Below are 25,021 nucleotides of genomic sequence, written 5' to 3' on the forward strand. Positions count from 1 at the left end.
GCCATGCTTCACGACGAGGTCGTCAACCGCATCCGCGCCATCCTGCTTGACGGCGAAATCCCGCCGGGCGCGCGGATTCCCGAGCGCGAGCTGTGCGAGCGGCTCGAAATTTCGCGCACGCCCTTGCGCGAGGCGCTCAAGGTGCTGGCCGCGGAAGGGCTCGTGCAATTGCTGCCGCATCGCGGCTCGCGCGCGGCAAAGCTGACCGACAAGGACATGCGCGACCTGTTCGAGGTCTGCCAGGGATTGGAGGCCCTCGCCGGCGAGCTCGCCTGCGAGCGCATCAGCGACGCCGAGATCGACGCAATCGCCGCCGCGCATGCGGACATGGTGCAGCATTATCGCGAGCGCGACCTGATCCAGTACTACCGCGGCAACCGTGCCATTCACGAAGCCATCGTGACCGCAGCAGGAAATCCCGTGCTCGCCGGGCTCTACGCCTCGGTGACCGCGCGCATCCGGCGCGCGCGCTATGTCACGCCGATGACGGCGCAGCGCTGGGCCCTCGCCGTGAAGGAGCACGAGGCAATCCTCAACGCGCTCCAGCGCCGCGACGGCGTCGGCCTCTCGCATATTCTGCGAGCACATCTCCGTCACAAGCGCGAAGAGGTGCTGCAGGCGGGCTTCGCCGAGACGGAAGGCAGTGAGCCCACGTTGCGTATTGCGTGAGTGGCGAGACACCGGCGGGTGGTCGCGCTGCCCGGAAAACAAGCAACCTTCTGTTGCCCCGCAATCACACCGCCCCGAAATCGTCAGTGAGGTCGGCGACGAGAAGTGGCGCCGGTGGTCCGCCGGCGGCGAAACAGCTACGTATGTCTCGCTCGAAACATTTGGCCACGCATTGCATCGGGGCGCCCTGTGGAATTGGCAATTGAGGTTGGCGGCTCGCGTACGAGGCGGAGAACGAGTTTAATCAAGGCGCTGTTGACGAGTACCGCATTGACGGCGGCGCTACCCGCCGTGGCGGCAATTCTGCTCACGGCGATCTCCGGCCAGGCGGCCGCCCAGACCTGGAATGGCGGCCCCGGATTTTGGGCCGTAAGCGGAAATTGGACGCCGGCCACCGTTCCCAACGCAGTCGACGCTGTTGCGACATTCAATGCGACGGTCCCGAATCAAGGTCCACAAGTCAATCTGCAGGCCGGGACGTTCACGATTGGCACGTTGAATCTGAACTCTTCGGCCACGAACAGCAATTTCGGTTTCGTCAACGGCACCCTGATCATGCAGACCAGCGCGGGCTCGGCCGCGATCAATGTGCAATCAAGCAATCCGTTCCTGACCGGCGATATTACGGCCGGCGGCGTTCTTCAGCTCAATTCTAACACCGTCATCACGACGGCCTCCGCGAGTGCGGAGTTTATGGTCGACAGCACCGGCCAGATCACAGGTCCCGGCAGCTTGACGGTCGCCGGTCCCGGCAGAGTCACGCTGAACAGCACCAACACCTATGCGGGCGGCACCGCGGTCACTGGCGGGACACTGACGGGCGGTCACGCAACTGCGGGCGCGATCGACGCGTTCGGCGGCGGCGCCATGACCATGAGCGGCGGCACATTACGCACGACCATCACCGGGACACTGGCGAACGATATTACCTTCACGACCGCCACGACCTCGACCCTGGCGGCGGGCGCCGGCACAACTCTGTTGGCCGCGGGCGGCATGAGCATGAACGACGCTCATCTGCAGTTCGGATCCGCAACGGATACGGGAACCGTTCAAGTGCAGTTCGCGGTCGGCACATCCGTCAGCACCGGTACGACGCTCGCGGTCAACGGCGGCACGTTGCAGGCAACCGACAGCATCCTATCGTTTCTTACAGGCAACGCCGGCTCAACGACGGTGGCCGCAGGCGCGGTCCTCGATTACAACGACCATACCAGCGCCCTGCGCAACCTGCTCGGCGCAGGAACGGTAAACACCGGATCCAGTGCCGCGACCACCATATCAATCATGAACGGCGATTTCGGTGGTGTCATACAGGGCGCCGGGCGCCTGAGCCTGAGCTTCGGCCCATCCGGCACCGTGACGTTGACCGGCGCCAACACCTACACCGGTGGGACCAGCATCAATTCCGGCCATACGTTGCAGCTCGGCAATGGCGGCACGACCGGTTCGATTGTCGGCAACGTCGTCAACAACGGCACTTTCGCCGTCAATCGCTCGAACGTTCTCACCTTCACAGGCGTGATCAGCGGCACCGGCGCCTTCCAGCAGAATGGCAACAGCGCAACGAGCGTGACATTGCTGACGGCTGCGAACACCTACACCGGGTCAACAACCGTCAATAGCGGCGTCCTCGCCGTGATTGGCTCGATTGCATCCTCGGTCCTCACCACGGTGAACGCAAGCGGCCAACTGGTCGGCAGCGGCACCGTTGGCCCCACCCAGATCAACGCGGGTGGGCTTTTGTCGCCGGGCATTGTAGCCGCGCCAGGCACGTCCATGACCGTGGCAAGCCTCGCGATGCAGTCCGGGGCGCTGTATCTTGTCTACGTGGACCCCACGACGTCGACTTTTGCCAATGTGACCGGCAATGCGACCCTCGGCGGTGCCACGGTAGCTGCGAGCTTCGCGGCCGGAAGCTATGTCGCCAAGCAGTACACCATTCTCAACGCAGGCAGCGTCAGCGGCACATTCGATCCGACGGTCCTGAATGTCGGCCTGCCTTCGGGCTTCAATACCACGCTGAGCTACGACGCAACCCACGCCTATCTGAACCTTGCGCTGAACTTCGTGCCTCCATCGGGCAACCTCAACGTCAATCAGCAGAACGTCGGCAACGCGATCATCAACTATTTCAACACCAATGGCACGATCCCGCTGGTGTTCGGTAGCCTGACGCCCGCCGGCCTGACCCAGCTCTCCGGCGAGGTCGGCAGCGCGCCGCAGCAGACGACCTTCAACGCGATGAACCAGTTCATGGGCGTGATGACGGATCCGTTCATCGCGGGTCGCGGCGATACCGTCAGTGCGGGCGGCGTCCCAAATGCCTATGCGGACGAGACCGCCTTGGCGTACGCGCGCATGCGCAAGCCGGACGACGCATTGGCTGCGATCTACACCAAGGCACCGGTCGCACCGGCGTTCGAGCAGCGCTGGAGCGTCTGGGCGGCGGGCTTTGGCGGCGCGCAGCAGACTGACGGCAGCACAGTCGTCGGGTCCAACACCACCACAAGCAACCTCTATGGTACCGCCGTCGGTGCGGATTATCGCATCTCGCGGGATACGCTGGTTGGCTTCGCGCTCGCCGGCGGCGGCACCAACTTCACCGTAGCGAACGCGCTCGGCGGCGGCCGGTCCGACCTGTTCCAGGCCGGCGCCTTCTTCCGGCACATCGTCGGCCCTGCCTACATCACCGGTGCGCTGGCCTATGGATGGCAGGACATCACCACAGATCGCACCGTGACGGTTGCCGGCGTCGATCGCCTGCGCGCCGAGTTCAACGCCAACGCCTATTCCGGCCGACTCGAGGGCGGCTATCGCTTCGTCACGCAGGGCGTCGGCCTTACGCCTTACGCCGCAGCGCAGTTCACGACGTTCGACCTGCCGGCTTACGCCGAACAGGCCATCGTTGGCGGCAACCTGTTCGCGCTGGCCTATGGCGCTAAGAGCGTCACTAACACCCGCACCGAGCTCGGCCTGCGCACGGACAAATCGTTCGCCCAGGCTGACGGGATCGTCACCTTGCGCGGGCGGCTCGCCTGGGCGCACGACTTCAATCCCGACCGCGTCATCGGAGCCACGTTCCAAGCTCTTCCCGGCGCGAGCTTTGTCGTGAACGGTGCAGCGATGGCCTCGGACTCCGCGCTGGTGACGGGATCAGTCGAGAAGAAGTGGCTCACCGGCTGGTCGGCTGCCGGGACGTTCGAGGGTGAGTTCTCGAACGTCACGCGTTCCTACGCAGGCAAGGGCGTGGTCCGATACAGCTGGTGATGCCGCGGGCATACGATCACCAGACACACCAGACACAAAGGTGACACAATTGTTGGCGGGCGGCCGGAATGGCTTTCGCTTCGGCAGGCGGCGCTCATCGTCAAAACCAATTCCACTTGCTAGCTCATCTGAACCGGAGCAGCATCCGCCTATCGGCGCGAGCCGAACACAACGCGCACAACGCGTTGTGAAAAACGAAAGCGGAGAAAAAGGATGACATTCGACGTCTCGCGTCGGTCCCTACTCGCACTCGGCGCCGGTCTCGGCGCCAGCGCCATGCTCGGCAGCAGCGCGATGGCGCGGGCGCCCAAGCTCGGCACCCAGACGCCCTACTGGCACCGCTTCATTCTCGGCGATGCCGAGGTGACCGTCGTATCCGACGGACCGCTTCCGCTCGGCGATCCCTCCGGGACCTTCACCGGCGTTTCCAAGGAAGAGGTCAAGAAGATGCTGGCCGACAATTTCCTGTCGCCGGACAATGTCGTGCTCGAACAGAATTCCCCGATCGTCAACACCGGAGACAAGCTCATCCTGTTCGACACCGGCATGGGCTCATCGAAAATGTTCGGTGCCAGCACCGGCCGCCAGCAAAAGAGCATGACCGAGGCCGGCATCAAACCCGGCGACATCGACGCCGTGGTGTGCTCGCATGCCCATATCGATCATATCGGCGGCATCGTCGACGAGGGCGGCAAGCCGCTGTTCCCTAACGCGCAAGTCTACATCGCCCAGAGCGATTTCGACTTCTGGACCGACGAAGGCAAGCTCGGCAGCGCGGCCAAGGATTTCGTCGTCCACGCCCGCAAGAACCTGCTGCCGGTCCGCGATCGGCTCAAGTTCTTCAAGGACGGCGAGGAATTCCTGCCTGGCGTGCAGGCGATCGCGGCGCCCGGCCACACCGTCGGCCACACCATCTTCATGGTCTCGTCGGCAGGCAAGTCGTTCGCCTTCCTCGGCGATCTCTCGCACCATTCGGTGCTGCTGCTGGAGAAGCCACGGATGGAGTTCTCCTACGATTCCGACCCGAAGCAGGCAGCCGAATCGCGCGTCAAGCTGCTGACGATGCTGGCCGCGAACAAGATCCCGGTGATGTCCTATCACTTCGCCTGGCCAGGCTATGGTCATGTCGCCAAGGCCGGAGATGGTTTCCGTTACTATCCGGAGCCGATGAAGATGACGTTGTAGCCATCAGTTCAGATCCGGGCGGAGCGGGCCGCCCGGATCTGTGCGGTCCCTCGCGGCGAACCTTACAGGCACTCCAGGCGGGCCCGCAGCTGAGCGTCGCTCTCACGGCCCAATGCAAGCAATTCGGAATACGGATCCCCGGCAATGCCGAGCACGGCGGCGAACGCAGGCTCGGTCTTCATTCCGCGCGCCCTGTGTTCGGCCACCGCTTTGCGCAGGCGCCCGTCGTCGAGCGCGAGCAATCGCTGCTGGACCGCGAAGTGCAGCCAGCCTTCCTGCTGATCGACCGGCCTCAGATCGCCGAACAGCTCGAACGGCCAGCCGTCCCAATTGAAGCGGGCGACCACCGGCCGTCGGCTGGAGCACCATTGGTAGAGCGCAAAGCCGTCACAGGCGCGGTACCGTCGCCAAACCACTTCGGCAAAAGCCGCCGCGTCCGGAACGTGGCAGACGACGTCGATGTCGCTCAATGGCGTCGAGAGCCCCAAGGGCAGCGTCCCGACCACGCGTGGATCGAACTCCCGCAGCTCATCGAGCAATCCCGAACTGCCGATCGCCGCTTCGTAGCTATCGATCGTTCCCGGCATCGCCGAAGACCTCGACCAGGCGAAAACGCTCGCACATCAGCATCATGTCGTCGCTATAGCGCCCGAGCCTGCCGAAATAGGATTGATGGGCACGGCGCCAATGACCCAGGCTCCGGTCGCCTTCTCCCTCATCATGTGCAAAGGCTGCGTCGACTTCATTGAAGCGCCGATATGTCACCTCGATGGTTTCGATGACGCAGCGCGGCTCTGCTCGCCCGTCGAGCACGACCCAGCGCTCACCTGGCGTAGACGTGTTCGGCTCATCTTCGGTGCTGCACGTCGCGGTCTTGATGCCCATGACGACGAGCTCGACCAATTCGTCAGCCAGCGCAGGATTGTCACCGAACGCGAAGGTTCGCAGATGCTGATACGGCTCGGGAATCCCCTTGCCCATCCTAGCAGCCGAGCTTGTCCGCGATGCCGCCAAAATCCCTCGCGACGATGTCCCACTGGCCGGTTGCTTCGAAATCGACCTTCTGAAGCGGGCCGTATTCGGTCGGCCGCGCCACGAAGGCGGTCTTCAACCCGTTCTTCTGCGCGGCGGCGAGGTCGCCATTGTGGGCCGCGACCATCATCACCTCTTCCGGCCTGAGGCAGAGCAGCTTTGCTGCGCCGAGATAGGTCTCGGGATCGGGCTTGTAGTGCTCGAACAGCTCAGCCGACATGATGAGGTCCCACGGCAGGGCGGCGAACTTCGCCATGTTGGTGAGCAGCGCGACGTTGCCGTTCGAGAGCGGCGCGATCACGAATTTCGATTTCAGCCGCCTCAAGCCGGCGACGCTGTCGGGCCAGGGATGCAGGCGGTGCCACCCCTTGGTGAGATAATCGAGATCGGCCTCGGTGAGGCCGTTGATCGCGAATTGATCGACCAGCTTTTCCAGCGAACGGCGATGCAGATCGTCGAGCATGACATAGCCACGCTCGGGATGTTGGCGCACGTCGTCCATCGAGGCCATGTACATGCCGCGCCAGCCGTCCACCAGCGCGGTCCAATCCGCGCTGATGCCGCGCTGCTTGCTCCACCACATGAAGTCGGTGATCAGGCTGGTGCGCCAGTCGACGACCGTGCCGAACACGTCGAACACCAGGGCTTTGACGGCGGAGAGATCGGACATGGGCGCTTCCTCCGATTGTTCTTATTGTCATTCCGGGGCGATGCGCAGCATCGAGCCCGGAATCCATTTCGCGTCGGAGTCTGCCGCCCGATGGATTCCGGGCTCTCGCTTCGCGAGCCCCGGAATGACGGCAGTTGGCGTGCCTGGATCAATCCAGATGGAACTTGGCCAGCTCGCGGTGCTCGGCCTTGATATAGCGCACCGTGCCGGTGACGGAGCGCATCACCACCGTCTCGGTCTCGATCACGCCGTCCTTGCGGAACTTGACGCCCGAGAGCAGCGAGCCCGTGGTGACGCCGGTGGCGGCGAACAGGCAGTCGCCGCGCGCCATGTCCTCGATGCCGTAGATCATCTTGGGATCGTTGACGCCCATCTTGGCGGCGCGTTCGATCTTCTCGGCGGAATCGAGGATCAGGCGGCACTGCATCTGGCCGCCGATGCAGCGCAGCGCCACGGCCGCGAGCACGCCTTCCGGTGCACCGCCGGTGCCAAGATACATGTCGACGCCGGTGTTGTCGGGGTCGGCGCAATGGATCACGCCGGCGACGTCGCCGTCGGTGATCAGGCGCACGGCCGCGCCAGTCGAGCGCACGCTCGAAATGATGTCGGCATGGCGCGGACGGTCGAGCACGAGAACGGTGATGCCCTCGGGCTTGACGCCCTTGGCCTTGGCGAGGCGGCGGACGTTGTCGGCCGGTGAGGCATCGAGATCGACGACCCCCTTGTCGTAACCGGGGCCGATCGCGAGCTTCTGCATGTAGACGTCGGGGGCGTGTAGCAGCGTGCCGCCGTCGGCCATCGCCATGGTGGCGATCGAGCCCGGCATGTTCTTGGCGCACAGCGTGGTGCCTTCGAGCGGATCGACCGCGATATCGACCTCAGGACCGGCCTTGAGGCCGACCTGCTCGCCGATGTACAGCATCGGAGCCTCGTCGCGTTCGCCCTCGCCGATCACGATGGTGCCCTGGATCGGCAGCTTGTTGAGCTCGCGCCGCATGGCGTCGACGGCGGCCTGGTCGGCCGCCTTCTCGTTGCCGTGGCCGCGCAGCCGCGCCGACGACACCGCCGCCCGCTCCGTCACCCGCACGATCTCCAGCGTCAGGATGCGCTCGAGCAAGGCGTGCGGGGGGACTTCAATATGGGTCGACATCGGCTTACTCCTTCGAAACGGTTTGCGACGGGCATTTCCGCCCGCATCAACTCATAGCACCCACAGTTCGTTCGAACCGTGTCAGTTCTTCTCGATCCGGATCACCTGCGGCCGTCCGCTGATCACCTTGTCCTTCTGCACGGCGGCGAGCGCACGGCGCACGGCATCCTCGTGTGTGGCATAGGTGATCAGGATGACAGGCACGGGGACCGCCTTGCCGTCAGTGGGCGCAGCGCCGCCATTGGGATGACGCTGCACGATCGACTCGATCGAAATCTTCTGCTCGGCAAGCCGCGTCGCGATCGCGGCCGCAGTGCCGGGGAAATCGCGTGCGAGCAGGCGAATGTAATAGCCGCCCTCGTGACGCTCCATCGGCGCCTTCTTGGTGTCGCGCAGCTGCGCGATCGGCCGGCCGAACGGATTGGCGCGGATGCCGCGCGCGACATCGGCGATGTCGGCGACGACGGCAGATGCGGTCGCAGCACCGCCCGCGCCGGGGCCGACCAGCGTGATCGGCGGAATGCCTTCGCCATCGATCGTGACCGCATTGGTGACACCCATCACCTGCGCGATCGAGGAGGATTTCGGCACCATGGTCGGATGCACGCGCTGCTCGATGCCCTTGGCGGTGCGAACCGCAACACCGAGCAGCTTGAGCCGATAACCAAGATCGTCGGCGGCGCGTAGATCTTCCGGCGCGATGGATGAGATGCCTTCGACATACACCGCACTTTGAGCAACTTTCGTGCCGAAAGCGAGGCTGGCGAGAATGGCGAGCTTCTGCGCGGTATCGTGGCCGTCGACGTCGAAGGACGGATTGGCCTCGGCATAGCCGAGCCGCTGCGCGTCCTTGAGGCATTCGGCGAAGGACAGGCCCTCCTGTTCCATCCGGGTCAGGATGTAATTGCAGGTGCCGTTGAGGATGCCGTAGACGCGGTTGACGCCGGTTCCGGCAAGACCTTCGCGTAACGTCTTGATGACGGGGATCGCAGCACCGACCGCTGCCTCGAAATTCAGCGCACCGCCGTGCTTTTCAGCCGCCTTGGCCAGCTTGAGGCCGTGCTTGGCGAGCAGCGCCTTGTTTGCCGTGACGACCGACTTGCCGGCACCGAGCGCTGCGTCCACCGCCGACAGTGCGGGATCGCCGGCGCCGCCCATCAGCTCGACGAAGCAATCGACCTCCGGATGCGTGGCGAGCGCCATCGGATCCTTGACCCATTCGACGCCGCGCAAATCGACGCCGCGCTTCTTCGCCTTCGAGCGCGCGGTGACGGCAACGACGCGGATGCCGCGGCCGCTGCGGCCCGCGAGCACGCGCGCCTGCGTCTCGATCAAGCGGACAACTTCGGCACCCACGGTGCCGAGCCCCGCTATGCCCACTTTCAGGGGTGCAACCATGATGTCTTAGAAAACCTGCCGAAGAGAACTCAACGCCGATTGGCGAGCGGAACGACGTTGTGCAACGTTTCGATCCCGCTTTCAAGGAAGCGGCGCACGCCGCGCGCGGCCTGCCTGATCCGTTGCTCGTTTTCCACCATGGCGATGCGGACATATCCTTCACCATGCTCGCCGAAGCCGACGCCGGGCGAGACCGCGACGCCGGACTTCTCCACCATCAGGGTGGCGAACTGCATGCTGCCGATGCTGCGGAAGGCTTCCGGCAGCGGCACCCAGGCGAACATCGAGGCTTCCGGCGGCGGGATTTCCCACCCGGCACGGCCGAACGATTCAACCAGCGCGTCGCGGCGCTTGCGGTAGGTGTCGCGCATCTCCTTGATGCAATCGTCCGGGCCGTTCAGCGCCGCGGTCGCCGCGACCTGAACCGGCGTGAACGCGCCGTAATCGAGATAGGACTTGACGCGGGCGAGCGCGGCGATCACGCGCTCATTGCCGACCGCAAAGCCCATGCGCCAGCCGGCCATCGAATAGGTCTTCGACATCGAGGTGAACTCGACGGTGCAGTCCATCGCGCCCGGCACCTGCAGCACCGAGGGCGGCGGATCGCTCTCGTCGAAATAGACCTCGGCGTAAGCGAGATCGGACAGGATCAGGATCTCGTGCTTCTTCGCGAAAGCGACGAGGTCCTTGTAGAAGTCCAGGCTCGCGACATAGGCGGTCGGGTTCGAGGGATAGCAGACGACGAGCGCGAGCGGCTTGGGGATCGAATGCACGATCGCCCTCTCCGCCGCCTCGAAGAATTGCGGCGTTGGCTCCGACGGCACCGAGCGGATGACGCCGCCCGCCATCAAGAAGCCGAAGGCGTGAATCGGGTAGCTCGGGTTCGGACAGAGGATGACGTCGCCCGGCGCGGTGATCGCCTGCGCTACATTGGCGAAACCCTCCTTCGAACCCAGCGTCGCCACGACCTCGGTGTCGGGGTTCAGCTTCACGCCGAAGCGGCGGGCGTAATAGGCGGCCTGGGCCCGGCGCAGCCCGGGGATGCCGCGCGAGGCCGAGTAGCGGTCGGTGCGCGGCTTGCCGAGCGTCTCCTTCAGCTTCTCCAGCACATGCGCCGGCGCCGGCAGGTCCGGATTGCCCATGCCGAGGTCGATGATGTCGGCGCCGGCATTGCGAGCAGCCGCCTTGGCCCGGTTGACCTGCTCGAACACGTAAGGCGGAAGGCGGCGAATGCGGTAAAATTCTTCCATGGCTCTCTGGGCTCCGGGCAACCGGTCAGGACAGAATCGACAGGCCGCGAGGGCCGGCACGAAAGCACTCAGGCTTCATCACGAAAATTACTCAAAATCAAATACTTAGAGCAATCGTCGGCAACGAAGATTGAAGTCGTTCGCCCTGACTCCAGGCTGAACCGAGGTCTTTTAGCACGGCAACACGGAGGCGCCAGCGATTACCTTGCCGGTCTCGCGGTCACGGGCCTATTTGGCGTCCTTGGCGGCAGCGGCCTGGCGATCGCGCGCGGCGGCGAGCTCGGCCTCGATCTTGGCGCGCTGCTCCAGCGGGATGGTCGCCTGATCGCGATCCGGCGGCAGATCATGCACCGGCAGATAGGTCCCGGGCTCCCTGGTACGCGGCGGCGCATCCGCCGGTGCCAGATCCGCGAACTGGCTCGAACACCCGCCAAGGGCGAGCGCCGCCATCAGCACCGCGCCGCAGATCGGCAGCGTCTTTTGCAGGTCCCATAACGCCAACACTTGGGAAATCCCCTACTCGTCCCAAAGCACGGCCCCGGGCAAGCTTACCCAAGACCGTGCCCAAGCTCAAACCATTGCTGCCCAAACAAAATGGTGCGAGCGAGAAAACAGCCGATGCCCAACAAACCGAGCCGTGCGGCCCGATTGTGACGGAACCAAGAAGATTTGTCGCAGTGCAACACATCTTCGAGAGTGTTTAACGTCAAACCTGCGAGCTACGCGGTGACGAATACGGAATGAATCGTTACTGTTCTGCTCATGAGTATGGCCACGACCGATACGCCGAAACCCGAGACGAAGTTCGATGCCGAAGCCTTTGCGATGAACGTCGCGCGGGCGATGGAGAGCGGCGGCAAGGCGCTCGCCGCCTACCTCAAGCCGCGCGAGAGCGGCGAGGTGCAGGACCGTCCGCCGGCCGAGCTTGCCGAGGTCGTCAAGACGTTCACGTCGGTCGCCGAATATTGGCTGTCGGACACGTCCCGCTCGTCCGATCTCCAGACCAAGCTTGCCAAGGACTATCTCGACCTGTGGGGCTCGGCGGTGCGTCGCATGGCCGGTCAGGACGCCGAGCCCGCGATCGCGCCCTCGCCGCGCGACAAGCGCTTTGCCGATCCGGAATGGAAGTCGAACCAGTTCTTCGACTTCGTCATGCAGCTCTATCTGCTCACGACCAAATGGGCCCAGGAGCTGGTGCGCGACGCCGAAGGCCTCGATCCGCACACGCGCCGCAAGGCCGAGTTCTACGTCCAGCAGGTCACCAACGCGCTCTCGCCGTCGAACTTCGTGCTGACCAATCCCGAAGTGCTGCGCGAGACGGTGGCGTCCAGCGGCGAGAATCTCGCGCGCGGCCTGAAGATGCTGGCCGAGGACATCGCCACCGGCAAGGGCATGCTGAAGATCCGCCAGTCCAACCCGGACAATCTCGTCGTCGGCGTCAACATGGCGACGACGCCGGGCAAGGTGATCTACCAGAACGAGATGATGCAGCTGATCCAGTATTCGCCGACGACGGAGAAGGTGCTGCGCACCCCGCTCCTGATCGTGCCGCCCTGGATCAACAAGTTCTACATCCTCGATCTCAAGCCGGAGAAATCCTACATCAAGTGGTGCGTCGACCAGGGCATCACCGTCTTCGTGATCTCGTGGGTCAATCCGGACAAGCGGCTCGGTAACAAGGGCTGGGAAGACTACATGAAGGAAGGCCCGCTCACGGCGATGGACGTGATCGAGAAGGTCACCGGCGAGATGAAGGTGCACACCGCCGGCTATTGCGTCGGCGGCACGATGCTCGCGACCACGCTGGCCTGGCTCGCCGAGAAGCGCCGCCAGCGCGTGTCGTCCGCGACGTTCTTCGCCGCCCAGGTCGACTTCACCCATGCCGGCGATCTGCTCGTGTTCGTCGACGAGGAGCAGGTCGCGGCGATCGAGCAGGACATGAAGACGGCCGGCGTGCTCGAAGGCTCCAAGATGGCCATGGCCTTCAACATGCTGCGCTCGAACGACCTGATCTGGTCCTACGTGGTCAGCAACTATCTGAAGGGCCAGCAGCCGAGCGCGTTCGACCTGTTGCATTGGAACTCAGATGCGACACGAATGACCCAGGCCAACCATTCCTATTACCTGCGCAATTGCTACCTGGAGAACCGGCTCTCCACCGGCACGATGGCGCTCGACAACACCCTGCTCGATCTCTCCAAGGTGAAGGTGCCGGTCTACAATCTCGCCACCCGCGAGGACCACATCGCGCCCGCGGAATCGGTGCTCTACGGCTCGCAGTTCTTCGGCGGCCCGGTGAAATACGTGCTGTCCGGCTCGGGCCACATCGCAGGCGTGGTCAATCCGCCTGCCGCGAACAAGTACCAGTATTGGACCAACGACAACATCAAGAACGTCAGCGTCGCGCAGTGGATGAAGGGCGCCGTGGAGCACAAGGGCTCGTGGTGGCCGGACTGGCGGGAGTGGCTGGGCGAGCTCGATCCCGAGGAAGTCCCGGCGCGCGCGGTCGGCAGCGACGCATTCCCGCCGATCGAGGACGCGCCCGGCAGCTACGTCAGAGTTCGCGCATAGCGGAATCCGGCGCGCTTTCGTCTAGACCAATTGTTTGAGCATGATCTTTTCGGAAAACCGCTACTCACTTTTCCGGATCATGCTCTAGCCTCAATCCAGCGACGACACAGGGGACCGGCACTATGACACGCGAATTGTTCTGGCTGACACTGACGGTGATCCTGACGGGAGTTCTGTGGATTCCCTACACCATCAACCGCTGCCAGGTCCGCGGGTTGAGCGGCGCCATGGCCAACCCCTCGCGCGGCGACAAGCCGCAGGCGGAGTGGGCGAACCGGCTGATGTTCGCGCATGACAACGCGGTCGAGAACCTGATCGTCTTCGCCCCGCTGGTGCTGATCCTGAACGCGATCGACTATTCCACGAAATGGACGGTGCTTGCCTGCGCGGTCTATTTCTGGGCCCGTGTCGCGCACACCATCGTCTATACGCTCGGAATTCCGGTGTTCCGCACCCTCGCCTTCACCGTCGGCTTCCTTGCCCAGGCCGTGCTGGTGCTGGCGATCTTCAGGGTGGTTTAGTCTCGTGTCCCGGACAAGGCGCGGCACGTCAGTGACGTGCCGTAGAGCCGGGACCTAGAAAGCGACAAGCGAAGCAAGAACGGGCCCCGGCACAGCAGCGCACCGCCAAGTGGCGCTGCGCTGCGTCCGGGACGCGAGAACCCTACTCCTCCGGGAGACCCAACATGAGCCGCATGTTCTGCACGGCTGCGCCGGATGCCCCCTTGCCGAGATTGTCGAGCCGGGCGACCAGCAGCGCCTGGTGATATTTGTCGCTGGCGAAGACGTAGAGCTCGAGCATGTTGGTCTCGTTGAGCGCCTCCGGCTCGAGCCGGCCGCCCTTGCTCGCCTCGTTCTGCAGCGGCATCACCTTGACGTATTTCGAGCCGGCGTAACGTTTTGCCATCGCGGCTTGCAGGTCGGCGCCGCCAGGCTTGCCCGGCAGCGTGTCGAGCTGGAGCGGCACCGAGACCAGCATGCCCTGCCGGTAGTTGCCGACCGAGGGAATGAAGATCGGCCGCCGTGTCAGGTTCGAATAGAGCTGCATCTCCGGCAGATGCTTGTGCTCGAAGCCGAGGCCGTAGAGCTCGAAGGACGGCGCACTGCCGTCCTCGAAGCTTGCGATCATCGACTTGCCACCGCCGGAATAGCCGCTCACCGCGTTGACGGTGACGGGATAATCAGGCGGCAGCAGGCCGGCATCGACGATCGGCCGCAAGAGCGCGATCGCGCCGGTCGGATAGCAGCCGGGATTGGAGACCTTCTTGGCCGCCTTGATCTTGCCGGCCTGGTCCGGCGTCAGCTCCGCAAAGCCGTAAGCCCAGTCCGGCGCGACCCGGTAGGCGGTCGAGGCATCCAGCACCTTCGGCGCGTGAGCCCCCATGCCGTCGACCAGGGCAACGGTTTCCTTGGCGGCATCGTCGGGAAGGCAGAGGATGACGAGATCCACTTCCTCCATCAGCGCCTTCTTGGCGGCGGGATCCTTGCGCTTGTCGTCGGGAATCGCCTTCACGACGACGTCGGTCTGGTGCTTCAGCCGCTCGTTGATGCCGAGGCCGGTGGTGCCGGAACCGCCGTCGACGAAGACAGTGGCCGGCTTCTTGTTCGCGCTCGTGGCCGGGGCTTTGGTGGTGTCAGCGAGGCTCATGATGCGCTCCCTTCGAGAATGTTCGTGTCGTCTGCGAAAATCTGCGGCCTTGCCTGCCGCATCAAATGTGAGATCCGCTTGGCATCGGCATCGCCGCCGTCAAGCGCATTCGCGATCGCTGCATAGTCGGCATCCGACTTGTGCTGGTTCAGCTTGAAGCTGCCTTCGACCTCCTCAACGGTCATGACCAGCCCAACGATCCCCTTCTTCATCGTCTCCAGCCGACCCGCCGTCATCTTGGCCGACGTCCAAGGCTTTTTCGGCAGCAGCCAACTCTCGAACTTGGCGCTGAGCGTGTCGATCTGCACGGCCAGCTCGTCGTCCGACAACAGCCGCGCCGGCCCGCTCAGATGCACCGACTGGTAGAGCCAGGTCGGAACCTGATCCGGCGAGACGTACCAGTCCGGCGATACATAGGCATCCGGGCCGTTGACCGCGAGCAGCCACGACGCCTCGCCGCCCGCCAGCCTTAGCAGCGGATTGTGACGGGCGAGATGAAAGGCGGCCTGCGGCGTGCCATCTGCGGCATAGGTCAAATAGAACGGCAGCGGCGAGGCGATCGGCTTCCTGCCATCGAAGGCGCACATCGTGCCGAAGCCGCGTTCCTCGGCGAATTTCAGGCTCGCGGCGCGGTCCTGCTTGAAAAACGGTGGCGTGTACATCGTGGTCTCCTGCTGGGCCTCCTAAGGGAGCCGCCGGATCAGATCGCGCTGACAGGAGAGAGGATGCCGCGGATCGGGTCCAGCGGCAAAGACGATGATCTCAAACGCGATCGACCGCCCAAACCGCTAAGCTGCGGCGGCGGCGACGGGCGAACAGGATGGTCGCGGCGTTGATCATGGCGCGCGGCTATAAGGCCAGCAGGTTCCATGGTCAAGAGCAAATCGGTTCAGTGGGACGGCAGGATGCCGCACGCGCGACGGCAGGATACGCACAGATGTCATCGGGCCGCCGTGGAATTTCCACTAACAATGGGGGTTTTCGAGAACGACCGGCGGATACAACCTCTACGCCGGTTCCGAGCCGTTCGCACCCAGCCCCCAGGACATCACCATGACCGAGATTACTCGTCGCGCAACGCTAGCCGGCGCCGCCGCATCGGCGCTCCTGCCTTTCGTGAAGGTTTCGCCCGCGAGCGCCGCCGCGCCGCTGGCGGAGAAGCAGAATGCGAGCTTCTATCGCTACAATGTCGGCACCCACCAGGTCACGGTGGTCTGCGACGGCGTTGCGACCGTCAATCTGACCGACAATTACGCCGCCGGCGCCAGCAGGGACGACATCAACAAAGTGTTCGCCGAGCACCACCTGCCGGCCGACAAGGTCACCCACACCTTCAACCCGGTCGTGGTCAACACCGGACCGAAGCTCGTCGTCATCGACACCGGTCTCGGTCCGGACCAGTTCACCCAGACGAAGGGCAAGGTCGGCCAATTCCAGAACAATCTCGCCGCCGCCGGTATCGACCGCGCGGCGGTCGACACCGTCATCATCTCCCACTTCCATGGCGACCACATCAACGGCCTGCTGGCGGCCGAGAACAAGCCCGCCTTCCCCAATGCCGAGATCATGGTTCCGGCGGTGGAATGGAAGTTCTGGATGGATGACGGCGAGATGAGCAAGGGGATGGGCAATCCGATCCTCGAGAACAATTTCAAGAACATCCGCCGCGTGTTCGATGCCCTGGGCCGCAAGGTCACGCAATATGAGGCTGGCAAGGAAGTCGCGCCCGGGATCACCTCGGTGGCGAGCCCCGGCCATACGCCGGGCCACAATTCCTTCATCGTCGCCTCCGGCGCCGAGAAGGTGCTGGTGCAGGTGGACATCACCGCGGGCGCAGCGTTCCTGTTCGTGAAGCATCCCGAATGGAACATCGCATCCGATGTCGACAAACCGCTGGCCCAGCAGACGCGCCGCAAGCTCTACGACATGGCGATTGCCGAGAAGATGCCGATCCAGGCCTTCCACGCCGCCTTCCCCGGTCTCGTCCGGGTCGAGAAGGAAAAGGACGGCTCCGGCTATCGCTGGATCCCCGCGATCTGGAACGCATCGCTGTAGGCTTCGCCTGACACCTGACCGGGCGGCACGGTTGCCCGGTCAGATCACCCGCCAGATCCATTCCATGATCTTGGCGAGCACGTCGCCGAACAGCAGCAGCACGGCCGACCAGATCAGCGCCGAGACGAAATTGGCGGCCTGGAAGCTCCAATAGGGCATCTCGAAGATGCCGGCCGCGAGCGGCACGGAGGCGCGCAACGGGCCGAAGAAGCGGCCAATGAAGATGCTGGGGATGCCCCAGCTGCGCACGAAAGCCTCGCCTCTGGGGAGCAGCCCCGGATAGCGCGAGAGCGGCCACATCTCGGCGACCTTCTCCTTGTAGCGGTATCCGAACCAATAGGAGACCCAGTCGCCCAGCGCCGCGCCGAGGGCGCCGGCAATCCAGACCGGAAAGAAGTTGATGCCGGTGACCCCGATCAGCGCACCGATCGCCACCAGCGCGCCCCAGGCAGGGACCAGCAGCGAGATGAAGGCGAGCGACTCTCCGAAGGCCAGCAGGAACACGATTGGCGCTGCCCAAGCCTGGTGAACGCGCACGAAGTCGGTAAGGGCGTGCGCAAACTGCTCCATCCAAAATAGCCTTCCCGCCCCGTCTCAAGGTGCTGCTCGATGAAAAGGACTGGTAAGCCAAGGACTTGTGTGACATCAAGTCACAAAACTCGACATCACCAGGCCGGAGCGTCAAATTGCCGGGAAATGGCGAGGCTGCGGCGTAAAATCGCCGGGATTGCCTCCCAACCCACAGCACCCGACCCGCCCTACGATAACCTTTCCCAGTCAGAAGTGGCATAGTCGGCCTGACCGATTCGCTGCCTCTGCAGCCCTCAAAACGCATCAAGATATATGTCCAAACAGTTGAAGCCAAAAGCAAAAGACGATTTTTTCGGCGGTGACGAGCCGAAGCCCCGCGCCGCCACCAAGGCGGCGCCCCGCAGTGGCGGGGAAGCCGATTACACGGCCGCCGACATCGAGGTGCTCGAAGGGCTGGAACCGGTGCGGCGCCGGCCTGGGATGTATATCGGCGGCACCGACGAGAAGGCGCTGCATCATCTGTTCGCTGAAGTCATCGACAACTCGATGGACGAGGCGCTGGCCGGGCACGCGACCTTTATCGGAGTCGAGCTGAGTGCGGACGGTTTCCTGACCGTCACCGACAACGGCCGCGGCATCCCGATCGATCCGCATCCGAAATTCCCGAAGAAGTCGGCGCTCGAAGTCATCATGTGCACGCTGCATTCGGGCGGCAAGTTCGACAGCAAGGTCTACGAGACCTCGGGCGGTCTGCATGGCGTCGGCATCTCCGTGGTGAACGCCCTCTCCTCGCGTCTCGAGGTCGAGGTTGCGCGCAGCCAGAAGCTCTACCGTATGACCTTCGAGCGCGGCCATCCCAAGGGCAAGCTCGAGGACCTCGGCAAGGTCAACAACCGCCGCGGCACGCGCGTGCGCTTCAAGCCCGACACCGACATCTTCGGGCAGAAGGCCGCGTTCAAGCCGCAGCGCCTGTTCAAGATGACGCGCTCGAAGGCCTACCTGTTCGGCGGCGTCGAGATCCGCTGGAACTGCGCGCCCGAACTGCTCAAAGGCGTCGAGGACGTACCGGCGGAAGCGACGTTCCACTTCCCGGGCGGCCTCAAGGACTATCTCGCTGCCGCGATCCACGCCGACACGCTGGTGCATCCGGACATCTTCTCCGGCAAGTCGGGACGCAACGGCGCGCACGGCGCCTGCGAATGGGCGGTGGCCTGGACCGCGGATGCCGACGGCTTCCTTTCCTCCTACACCAACACCGTGCCGACGCCCGACGGCGGCACCCACGAATCCGGCCTGCGCAGCGCGCTGCTGCGCGGCCTGAAGGATCACGCCGAGCGTGTCGGCCAGGGCAAGCGTGCCGCCTCAGTCACCTCGGAAGACGTGATGGTGGGCGCCGCCGTGATGCTGTCAGTGTTCGTGCGCGAGCCCGAATTCCAGGGCCAGACCAAGGATCGCCTCGCCACCGCCGAAGCGCAACGCATCGTCGAGCAGGCGATGAAGGACCCGTTCGACCATTGGCTGTCGGGCAATCCGAACATGGCCAACCGGCTGCTCGACTTCGTCATCGACCGCGCCGAGGAGCGGCTGCGGCGACGGCAGGAGAAGGAGACCGCGCGCAAGACCGCCGGCAAGAAGCTGCGCCTGCCCGGCAAGCTCGCCGACTGCACGGATGCCGGCACCGAGGGCTCGGAGCTGTTCATCGTCGAGGGCGACTCGGCCGGCGGCAGCGCCAAGCAGGCGCGCGACCGCAAGACCCAGGCCGTGCTGCCGCTGCGCGGCAAGATCCTCAACGTCGCCTCCGCCGGCAAGGACAAGCTGACGGCGAATGCGCAGCTCTCCGACCTCGTGCAGGCGATCGGCTGCGGCACGCTCGCGCAATATCGCGAGGAGGATCTGCGCTATCAGCGCATCATCATCATGACCGACGCCGACGTCGACGGCGCCCACATCGCCTCGCTCCTGATCACCTTCTTCTACCGCCAGATGCCGCGGCTGATCGACGAAGGCCATCTCTTCCTCGCGGTGCCGCCGCTCTACAAGCTGACCCACGGCTCCAAGTCGGTCTACGCCCGCGACGACGCCCACAAGGAGGCGCTGCTCAAGAGCGCGTTCAACGCCAACGCCAAGGTCGAGGTGAACCGCTTCAAAGGTCTCGGTGAGATGATGCCGGCGCAGCTCAAGGAGACCACCATGGACCCGGCCAAGCGGACGCTGCTCAAGGTGGTGCTGCTGGCCGACGACCGCGACACCACGGCGGATTCGGTCGAGCGGCTGATGGGCACAAAGGCCGAGGCGCGCTTTGCCTTCATCTCGGACAAGGCCGAGTTTGCCAGCGACGAGCTGCTGGACGTTTGAGGCGGCAATCAAACCGGCCCGCACGCCACCACAGCCCCGGCCCAAAGCCGGGGCTGTGGTGCTTGAGGCAGCGGCCGCCGATCCGGACCAGCTTGCCTTGTGTGCTGCCGGGACCTTCGTTGCTTCCCGGATTCGTCTGGCGGCGACTCGGCCAGCGACTCAGCGGATGCTGCGCCGGGAGCAGGATCGCCTCCGTTTCGGACAAAACCGAATTTGCTAACGAAACCTTACTAAAAATCGAGTCGCCAAAATTCTATCAAGTCATTGAAGTATAACAGTTTTTATAGATCTAGGCGACACTGCCGCAAAATACCCCCGCACCGGCGTTTTCCGGCGACTGTGCCTGTCCGGCAACAGCATTTCGGCGAGAACCGTCTATAGTTCAGGCATCAGATGACACGGACTTCAGTGCGCTCGCGCCGACAAGGTTTGGGGATTTAAAATGAAGAAGACATTGCTCGCTCTGACCGCGATCGCGGCGATGACCGGCTCGGCCTCGGCTGCCGACCTGGGCGCCCGTCCCTACGCGAAGGCCCCGATGCCGGCGCCCGTCGCCAACTGGACCGGCTTCTACATCTTCGGCGGCGGCGGCGGCGGCCTTTCCAATGCGGACCAGAGCATTGTCGACACGGGTACCGGTACGCCGCTGACGATCACGCAGCGCCAGGGCGGCTCCGGCTGGTTCGGCACGGTTGGCGCCGGTTACGATTGGCAGTTCAGTGGCACCTGGGTCGCCGGTATCTTCGGTGACGCTCAGTTCGGTAGCATCCGTTCGACCATCCAGGATCCGACCATCGGCATCACCGGCAACCAGAAGCTGGAGACCTCTTGGGCTGCGGGCGTGCGCCTCGGCTGGCTGGTCGCTCCGAACGTTCTCTCCTACGTCAATGGCGGTTACTCCGGCGCGCACTTCGGCCGCACCAACTTCACGACGCTGGGTGGCACTCCGGTCGGCCTCCATCTCAACGGATACGACCGCCACGGCTGGTTCATCGGCGGCGGCGTCGAGAATAGCCTGAACATCTTCGGCATCACCTCGCCCGGCTGGTTCATGAAGACTGAGTATCGGTCGGCTTTCTACGATACCAAGACCGAGGCCATTCGGTTTGATGGCACCGACGTCCCCACCATCAACAGCGTCCGCGCCAACAGCTGGAACCAGACGATCTCGACCTCGCTGGTCTACCGCTTCAACTGGACCGGTCCGGTCGTCGCGAAGTACTGATCTGATCTCACGATCAAGCGTCAAAGCCCCGGCATCGCCGGGGCTTTTTCGTTTTGGGCCTAGCGTCCTTGCGGCCACGGCCCGTTGTGTCGGTACCAGAGCTACGGCTAGTCTGTCGGCAAGTTTTCGTGGCCGCGGCAGTCGTTGATGCCGTGGAGCGCGACAGAAGCGGACCGATGGGAGGAAGGCATGCGCAGATTTCTGCTGGTGGCAGGCCTGTTTGCAACCGCTCTCGGGCTGCTCTGGATCGGACAGGGCACGGGCACGGTTCCGTGGCCTCGATCGAGCTTCATGGTCAACCAGCTGCACTGGGCCGGCTATGGCGCAGCCATGGCCGGCTTCGGGCTGGTGCTGATCTGGCAGAGCAACCAATAGAAGAAACCAGGGAATACAAGCATGACATCCAGCCGGTTCGATCTCCGCGGCAAGGTCGCGATCGTCACGGGAGGCAATGGCGGCATCGGGCTCGGCATGGCCCGGGGCCTTGCCGACGCGGGCGCCGACATCGCCGTGGTCGGACGCAACGAAACCAAATCAGCCGCCGCCGTGGCCGATCTCAGGCAGCGCGGCGTGAAGGCGATCAGTGTCGCCACCGACGTGACCGACAAGGCGGCGGTCGCCGCCATGATCGACCGCGTGGTCAAAGAGCTCGGCCGCATCGACGTCCTCGTCAACAATGCCGGCATGAGCATCCGCAAGCCGCCGCACGAGCTCGAGCTCGACGAGTGGAACAAGGTGATCGACACCAACCTCACCAGCGCCTTCGTGTGCTCGAAGCTCGCTTATCCGGCGCTGAAGGCGTCCGGCAACGGCAAGGTGATCAACATCGGCTCGATGATGTCGATCTTCGGCGCGAGCTTCGCGACCGCCTATGCAGCCAGCAAGGGCGGCATCGTGCAGTACACCCGCGCCTGCGCCAATGCCTGGGCGCCCGACAACATCCAGGTCAACGCCATCCTGCCGGGCTGGATCGACACCGATCTCACCCGCGGCGCGCGGCAGCAGGTCTCGGGGCTGCATGAGCGCGTGCTGGCGCGCACGCCTGCGGGGCGCTGGGGCGACATCGACGACTTCGCCGGCATCGCCGTGTTCCTGGCATCGCCCGCATCGAACTTCGTCACGGGCACCGCGATTCCCGTCGACGGCGGATTCTCGGTGATGGCCTGAGGCCCGCCTGCCGACAACGCAAAAAAGAAGCCCCGGACAAGGCCGGGGCTTTTGAATTGAGGCAGTGCTTTTCTTGATCGTTGGTCGCGTTGCGTCGACGTGCTCAGTAGCGGGCGATGGTCGGTGCGTCGAACTTGTAGCTCGCGCGCACCACGGCCCACTGAATGTCGCGCGGCTTGGCATCGAAGGTGTAGTTTCCGGAGGTGCCGCCGAGCTGATAGGTCTGGCTGCCGAAGGCCGCGTAATTGTATTCGAGGCCGACGATCCAGTTGCGGGTGACGCCGTATTCCCAGCCGGCGCCGACGGTCCAGCCGTTGGCCCAATGGGTTTGTCCGCCCGAGCCCGTCGCCACACCAACGGTGTCGGTGACCGAGAGGCGGTTGTTCGCGCCGGCATAACCGCCCTTGATGTAGAAGAGGTTGTTCTGGACGGCGAAGCCGGCGCGGCCGACCACGGTGGCGAGCACGTTGGTGCGCCAGGAGAACACGTCGTCCGCGGCGCCAAACACATTGTTGACGACGGTGCCCTGGTTGTCGAGGCCGGAGATCGTGCCTTCCACGCCGAACACGTAATTGTTGGCCTGCCAATTGTAGCCGATCTGCGCGCCGCCCATGACGCCCGCGTTGCGCTGGCGATAGCCCTCTCCCGGCAGCAGATCGCCGAACGCCGCGCCGGTACCGTTGTTGATGAACTGCTGGTTGGTCCATGCGCCACCGATATGGCCGCCGACATAGAAGCCGGTCCAGTTGAACAGCGGCTCGACATAAGCGGGCGCCTTCGTGTAGCGCGCACCGAGATCGGCGGCGGAGGCCGCTCCGGTCGAAACCAGAGCCGTCGTGCAGGCGAAGGCGGCAATCAACTTAGTACGCATGGTACACCCCGTGTCCTTGAATGGACGCACGGTCACATCAGGCTCTTACTAAAATTGAAATCAACACGGTTAACGCGGCGGTTGGGCCCGCACCGCGCCGTGAATCCGATGGCGATGTTGTAAGCGTGCAACGCATCGCGCGCGAATTCACGCCGCGTTATCCCTACCGAAGTCCTGCGCTAGAGCATGATCCGGAAAAGTGTGAAGCGGTTTTCCGAAAAGATCATGCTCAAACAATAACCTAAAGCGCGATGACGATTCATCCTAATCGCATCGCATTTAGGATTCCGGTGCGGCGCGCGAATGCACGTGCTCGGGCCGCACGCCGAGCGCAAGCAGGCGCGCGGGAATGCCCTGCAGCCATGGCAGCGCGGTGATGAGACGCACGACCAGCGGCACCTTCAGTGGCCGATCGCCGCCCTGCAAGGCGCCGCTGATGATGTTGTTCTGCACGATCACCTGCATGCGTTGCGTCATCTTCACCGGGAACTCGCGACGGCGCCTGATGGCATCGAGCTCGTGCTCGGACGGGCAGCTATGTTGCAGCTTCTCCGCCAGGAGGTTCGCGGTCGCAACCGCATCCTGGACGGCGAGATTGACGCCGACGCCGCCGATCGGCGACATCGCATGCGCGGCGTCGCCGATGCACAACAGGCCCGGCTTCGTCCAGCGCGTCAGGCGGTTGATCGCGACGGTGAGCAGCTTGATGTCGTTGAAGCTCTTCACCTCGGCGATGCCGGAGCGGAGGATCGGCGCCATGCGCACGACGTCGTCGAGCAGGGCCGACAGTCCTCTCGCCTTCACCGCATTGTACTGTCCCTTGGCGATGACATAAGCGCATTGCCAATAATCGCCGCGGTCGAAGGTGATCATCATCTTGCCGGGCTCGACCCGCGCGAACACGCTCTCGGTCTCGTCGGGCCTGCGGCCGGCGCGGAACCAGAGCACGTCCATCGGCGCGCCGATCTCCTCGACGCCAAGGCCGGCGCGCTCGCGTACCGTCGAATGCCGGCCGTCGCAGGCAATGGTGAGATCGGCCTCGATGGCGATGATGCCGTCGGGCGTCTTCGCCCGCACGCCGGCGATCGTCTCGCCACGGCGGATCAGATCGATCGCCTCGGTGTTCATCATCACCTCGAGCGAGGCAAAGCGCCGGCCGGCCTCCCGCAGGAAATTCAAGAAATCCCATTGCGGCATGAAGGCGATGAAGGGGTATTTGGACTTGAGCCGGCTGAGATCGGCTACGCGGACCGGCGTGCCGCCGAACAGGCCGTCCATCTTTTGCAGGCGCTGATGCGGCAGCTTCAGGAAGCCGTCGATCAGGCCGAGCTCGTCCATCACTTCAAGCGTCGAGGGATGCACGGTATCGCCGCGGAAGTCGCGGAAGAAATCCGCATGCTTCTCTAGCACCACGACGTCGATGCCGGCGCGTCCCAGGAGATAGCCGAGCATCATGCCGGCAGGTCCCCCGCCGACGATGCAGCAGCGGACCTTCATGGTCCGCGCAGGTTGTTGGTCGGAGGTCATTGCCGACACGATCCGCGCTGTGAGTATCGATCGGGATATTGCGGTCGATACTAGCGCGATTCAGACCGAAGGCCTTCTCAATTTGCAGGCGAAAGCCGCGGAGGTCGGTTTGCGCCGGCCTATGAACGCTCGACAGCAAAAGGCCCGCACGGCGCGGGCCTCGCCTAAGACCAGACTATTTCTGATCCTCGTTGCTGGTTCCGCTGCCCGGACTGCCGATCGGCAGCCCATTGGGCGCATGGCCGACACCCATGTTTCGCTCGGCCTGCGCTGCTGACGGCGTCTTGCCGGCGGCGGTTGGGGTTTGAACGTTGGGGTTGATTGGACCGGTGTTGGTGTTGGCGTTGGCGCCCGTCGTCGTGCCACGGATCCCCATGCCGGAGGGGCCCGATGGCCCGGAATTGGCGCTGCTCGGCGAGGTGCCCATTCCCGCACCCGATGAGGCCGC

General features: G+C 64.2%; 22 protein-coding genes and 1 pseudogene. 10 read left to right on the plus strand and 13 right to left on the minus strand.

Annotation, left to right across the window (positions count from 1 at the left end):
- Positions 1-3: 3 nt before the first annotated feature.
- The 3 genes from P0R31_RS26360 (at position 4) to P0R31_RS26370 (ending at position 5,124) form a co-directional block, all read left to right on the plus strand.
- Positions 4-669 carry a GntR family transcriptional regulator gene (locus tag P0R31_RS26360; RefSeq protein ID WP_271546629.1) on the plus strand — a complete coding sequence of 222 codons (666 nt, stop codon included), beginning with the start codon at positions 4-6 and terminating at the stop codon, positions 667-669.
- Positions 670-939: 270 nt separating this feature from the next.
- Positions 940-3,939 carry an autotransporter outer membrane beta-barrel domain-containing protein gene (locus P0R31_RS26365; protein WP_275517251.1) on the plus strand — a complete coding sequence of 1,000 codons (3,000 nt, stop codon included), beginning with the start codon at positions 940-942 and terminating at the stop codon, positions 3,937-3,939.
- Between the two features lie 213 nt (positions 3,940-4,152).
- Positions 4,153-5,124, plus strand: a complete 972-nt coding sequence (locus tag P0R31_RS26370) for an MBL fold metallo-hydrolase (protein WP_275517252.1) — start codon at positions 4,153-4,155, stop codon at positions 5,122-5,124.
- A gap of 62 nt (positions 5,125-5,186) precedes the next feature.
- On the opposite strand, the gene P0R31_RS26375 is transcribed toward P0R31_RS26370, so the two are convergent.
- The 7 genes from P0R31_RS26375 to P0R31_RS26405 form a co-directional block, all read right to left on the minus strand.
- Entirely contained in the window at positions 5,187-5,711 is a 525-nt protein-coding gene (locus P0R31_RS26375; protein WP_275517254.1) for a DUF4269 domain-containing protein, read from the minus strand.
- On the minus strand, positions 5,692-6,105 hold the full coding sequence (locus P0R31_RS26380) for an ASCH domain-containing protein (protein ID WP_275517256.1): 414 nt from the start codon (positions 6,103-6,105) through the stop codon (positions 5,692-5,694). Before P0R31_RS26380 ends, P0R31_RS26375 begins: the two co-directional genes overlap by 20 nt.
- 1 nt (position 6,106) lies before the next feature.
- Complete coding sequence (locus P0R31_RS26385; RefSeq protein WP_275517257.1) at positions 6,107-6,826, minus strand: haloacid dehalogenase type II; 720 nt, start codon at positions 6,824-6,826, stop codon at positions 6,107-6,109.
- Positions 6,827-6,974: 148 nt separating this feature from the next.
- Entirely contained in the window at positions 6,975-7,976 is a 1,002-nt protein-coding gene (gene glpX / locus P0R31_RS26390; RefSeq protein WP_036033508.1) for a class II fructose-bisphosphatase, read from the minus strand.
- Between the two features lie 81 nt (positions 7,977-8,057).
- Complete coding sequence (locus P0R31_RS26395; protein ID WP_275517258.1) at positions 8,058-9,374, minus strand: homoserine dehydrogenase; 1,317 nt, start codon at positions 9,372-9,374, stop codon at positions 8,058-8,060.
- A gap of 29 nt (positions 9,375-9,403) precedes the next feature.
- Positions 9,404-10,624: an LL-diaminopimelate aminotransferase gene (locus tag P0R31_RS26400; protein WP_275517259.1), complete on the minus strand. Its 1,221-nt coding sequence runs from the start codon at positions 10,622-10,624 to the stop codon at positions 9,404-9,406.
- Positions 10,625-10,852: 228 nt separating this feature from the next.
- Entirely contained in the window at positions 10,853-11,128 is a 276-nt protein-coding gene (locus tag P0R31_RS26405) for a hypothetical protein (RefSeq protein ID WP_275517260.1), read from the minus strand.
- Between the two features lie 258 nt (positions 11,129-11,386).
- On the opposite strand from P0R31_RS26405, the gene P0R31_RS26410 reads away from it, so the two are divergent.
- Together P0R31_RS26410 and P0R31_RS26415 are read left to right on the plus strand one after the other, a co-directional pair.
- The gene (locus tag P0R31_RS26410) at positions 11,387-13,195 is read left to right on the plus strand and encodes a PHA/PHB synthase family protein (RefSeq protein WP_275517261.1); all 1,809 of its coding nucleotides are present in this window, start codon (positions 11,387-11,389) and stop codon (positions 13,193-13,195) included.
- Between the two features lie 122 nt (positions 13,196-13,317).
- Entirely contained in the window at positions 13,318-13,716 is a 399-nt protein-coding gene (locus P0R31_RS26415) for an MAPEG family protein (RefSeq protein ID WP_275517263.1), read from the plus strand.
- Between the two features lie 142 nt (positions 13,717-13,858).
- Here P0R31_RS26415 and argC read toward each other — a convergent pair whose 3' ends face one another.
- A complete protein-coding gene (gene argC / locus P0R31_RS26420) occupies positions 13,859-14,842 on the minus strand; it encodes an N-acetyl-gamma-glutamyl-phosphate reductase (RefSeq protein WP_275517265.1) in 984 nt (327 codons plus the stop codon).
- The gene (locus P0R31_RS26425) at positions 14,839-15,504 is read right to left on the minus strand and encodes an FMN-binding negative transcriptional regulator (RefSeq protein ID WP_275517266.1); all 666 of its coding nucleotides are present in this window, start codon (positions 15,502-15,504) and stop codon (positions 14,839-14,841) included. Before P0R31_RS26425 ends, argC begins: the two co-directional genes overlap by 4 nt.
- A gap of 391 nt (positions 15,505-15,895) precedes the next feature.
- On the opposite strand from P0R31_RS26425, the gene P0R31_RS26430 reads away from it, so the two are divergent.
- On the plus strand, positions 15,896-16,897 hold the full coding sequence (locus tag P0R31_RS26430) for an MBL fold metallo-hydrolase (RefSeq protein WP_275517267.1): 1,002 nt from the start codon (positions 15,896-15,898) through the stop codon (positions 16,895-16,897).
- A gap of 39 nt (positions 16,898-16,936) precedes the next feature.
- On the opposite strand, the gene P0R31_RS26435 is transcribed toward P0R31_RS26430, so the two are convergent.
- Complete coding sequence (locus P0R31_RS26435) at positions 16,937-17,467, minus strand: DedA family protein (RefSeq protein WP_275517269.1); 531 nt, start codon at positions 17,465-17,467, stop codon at positions 16,937-16,939.
- Between the two features lie 273 nt (positions 17,468-17,740).
- Here P0R31_RS26435 and parE point away from each other — a divergent pair, with 273 nt between their 5' ends.
- From parE to P0R31_RS26455, 4 genes are all read left to right on the plus strand, one after another.
- Positions 17,741-19,783, plus strand: coding sequence for a DNA topoisomerase IV subunit B (gene parE / locus P0R31_RS26440; RefSeq protein WP_275517270.1), 2,043 nt, complete (start codon positions 17,741-17,743; stop codon positions 19,781-19,783).
- A 442-nt stretch (positions 19,784-20,225) separates the two neighbouring features.
- Positions 20,226-21,008 carry an outer membrane protein gene (locus P0R31_RS26445; protein WP_275517271.1) on the plus strand — a complete coding sequence of 261 codons (783 nt, stop codon included), beginning with the start codon at positions 20,226-20,228 and terminating at the stop codon, positions 21,006-21,008.
- A 189-nt stretch (positions 21,009-21,197) separates the two neighbouring features.
- The gene (locus P0R31_RS26450; protein ID WP_036000069.1) at positions 21,198-21,383 is read left to right on the plus strand and encodes a hypothetical protein; all 186 of its coding nucleotides are present in this window, start codon (positions 21,198-21,200) and stop codon (positions 21,381-21,383) included.
- A gap of 21 nt (positions 21,384-21,404) precedes the next feature.
- Complete coding sequence (locus P0R31_RS26455) at positions 21,405-22,175, plus strand: SDR family NAD(P)-dependent oxidoreductase (protein ID WP_275517272.1); 771 nt, start codon at positions 21,405-21,407, stop codon at positions 22,173-22,175.
- Positions 22,176-22,278: 103 nt separating this feature from the next.
- Here the strand turns inward: P0R31_RS26455 and P0R31_RS26460 are convergent, their stop codons facing one another.
- From P0R31_RS26460 to P0R31_RS26470, 3 genes and pseudogenes are all read right to left on the minus strand, one after another.
- Complete coding sequence (locus P0R31_RS26460; RefSeq protein WP_275517274.1) at positions 22,279-23,046, minus strand: outer membrane protein; 768 nt, start codon at positions 23,044-23,046, stop codon at positions 22,279-22,281.
- Positions 23,047-23,325: 279 nt separating this feature from the next.
- Positions 23,326-24,573 (minus strand): FAD-dependent oxidoreductase, encoded by a 1,248-nt coding sequence (locus tag P0R31_RS26465; protein WP_275517275.1) that lies wholly within the window; start codon positions 24,571-24,573, stop codon positions 23,326-23,328.
- A gap of 175 nt (positions 24,574-24,748) precedes the next feature.
- Positions 24,749-25,021, minus strand: a pseudogene (locus P0R31_RS26470) (hypothetical protein); the annotation flags it as partial.

It is taken from the genome of Bradyrhizobium yuanmingense (assembly GCF_029167105.1).
In the GTDB taxonomy this organism is placed as follows: Bacteria; Pseudomonadota; Alphaproteobacteria; order Rhizobiales; family Xanthobacteraceae; genus Bradyrhizobium; species Bradyrhizobium yuanmingense_A.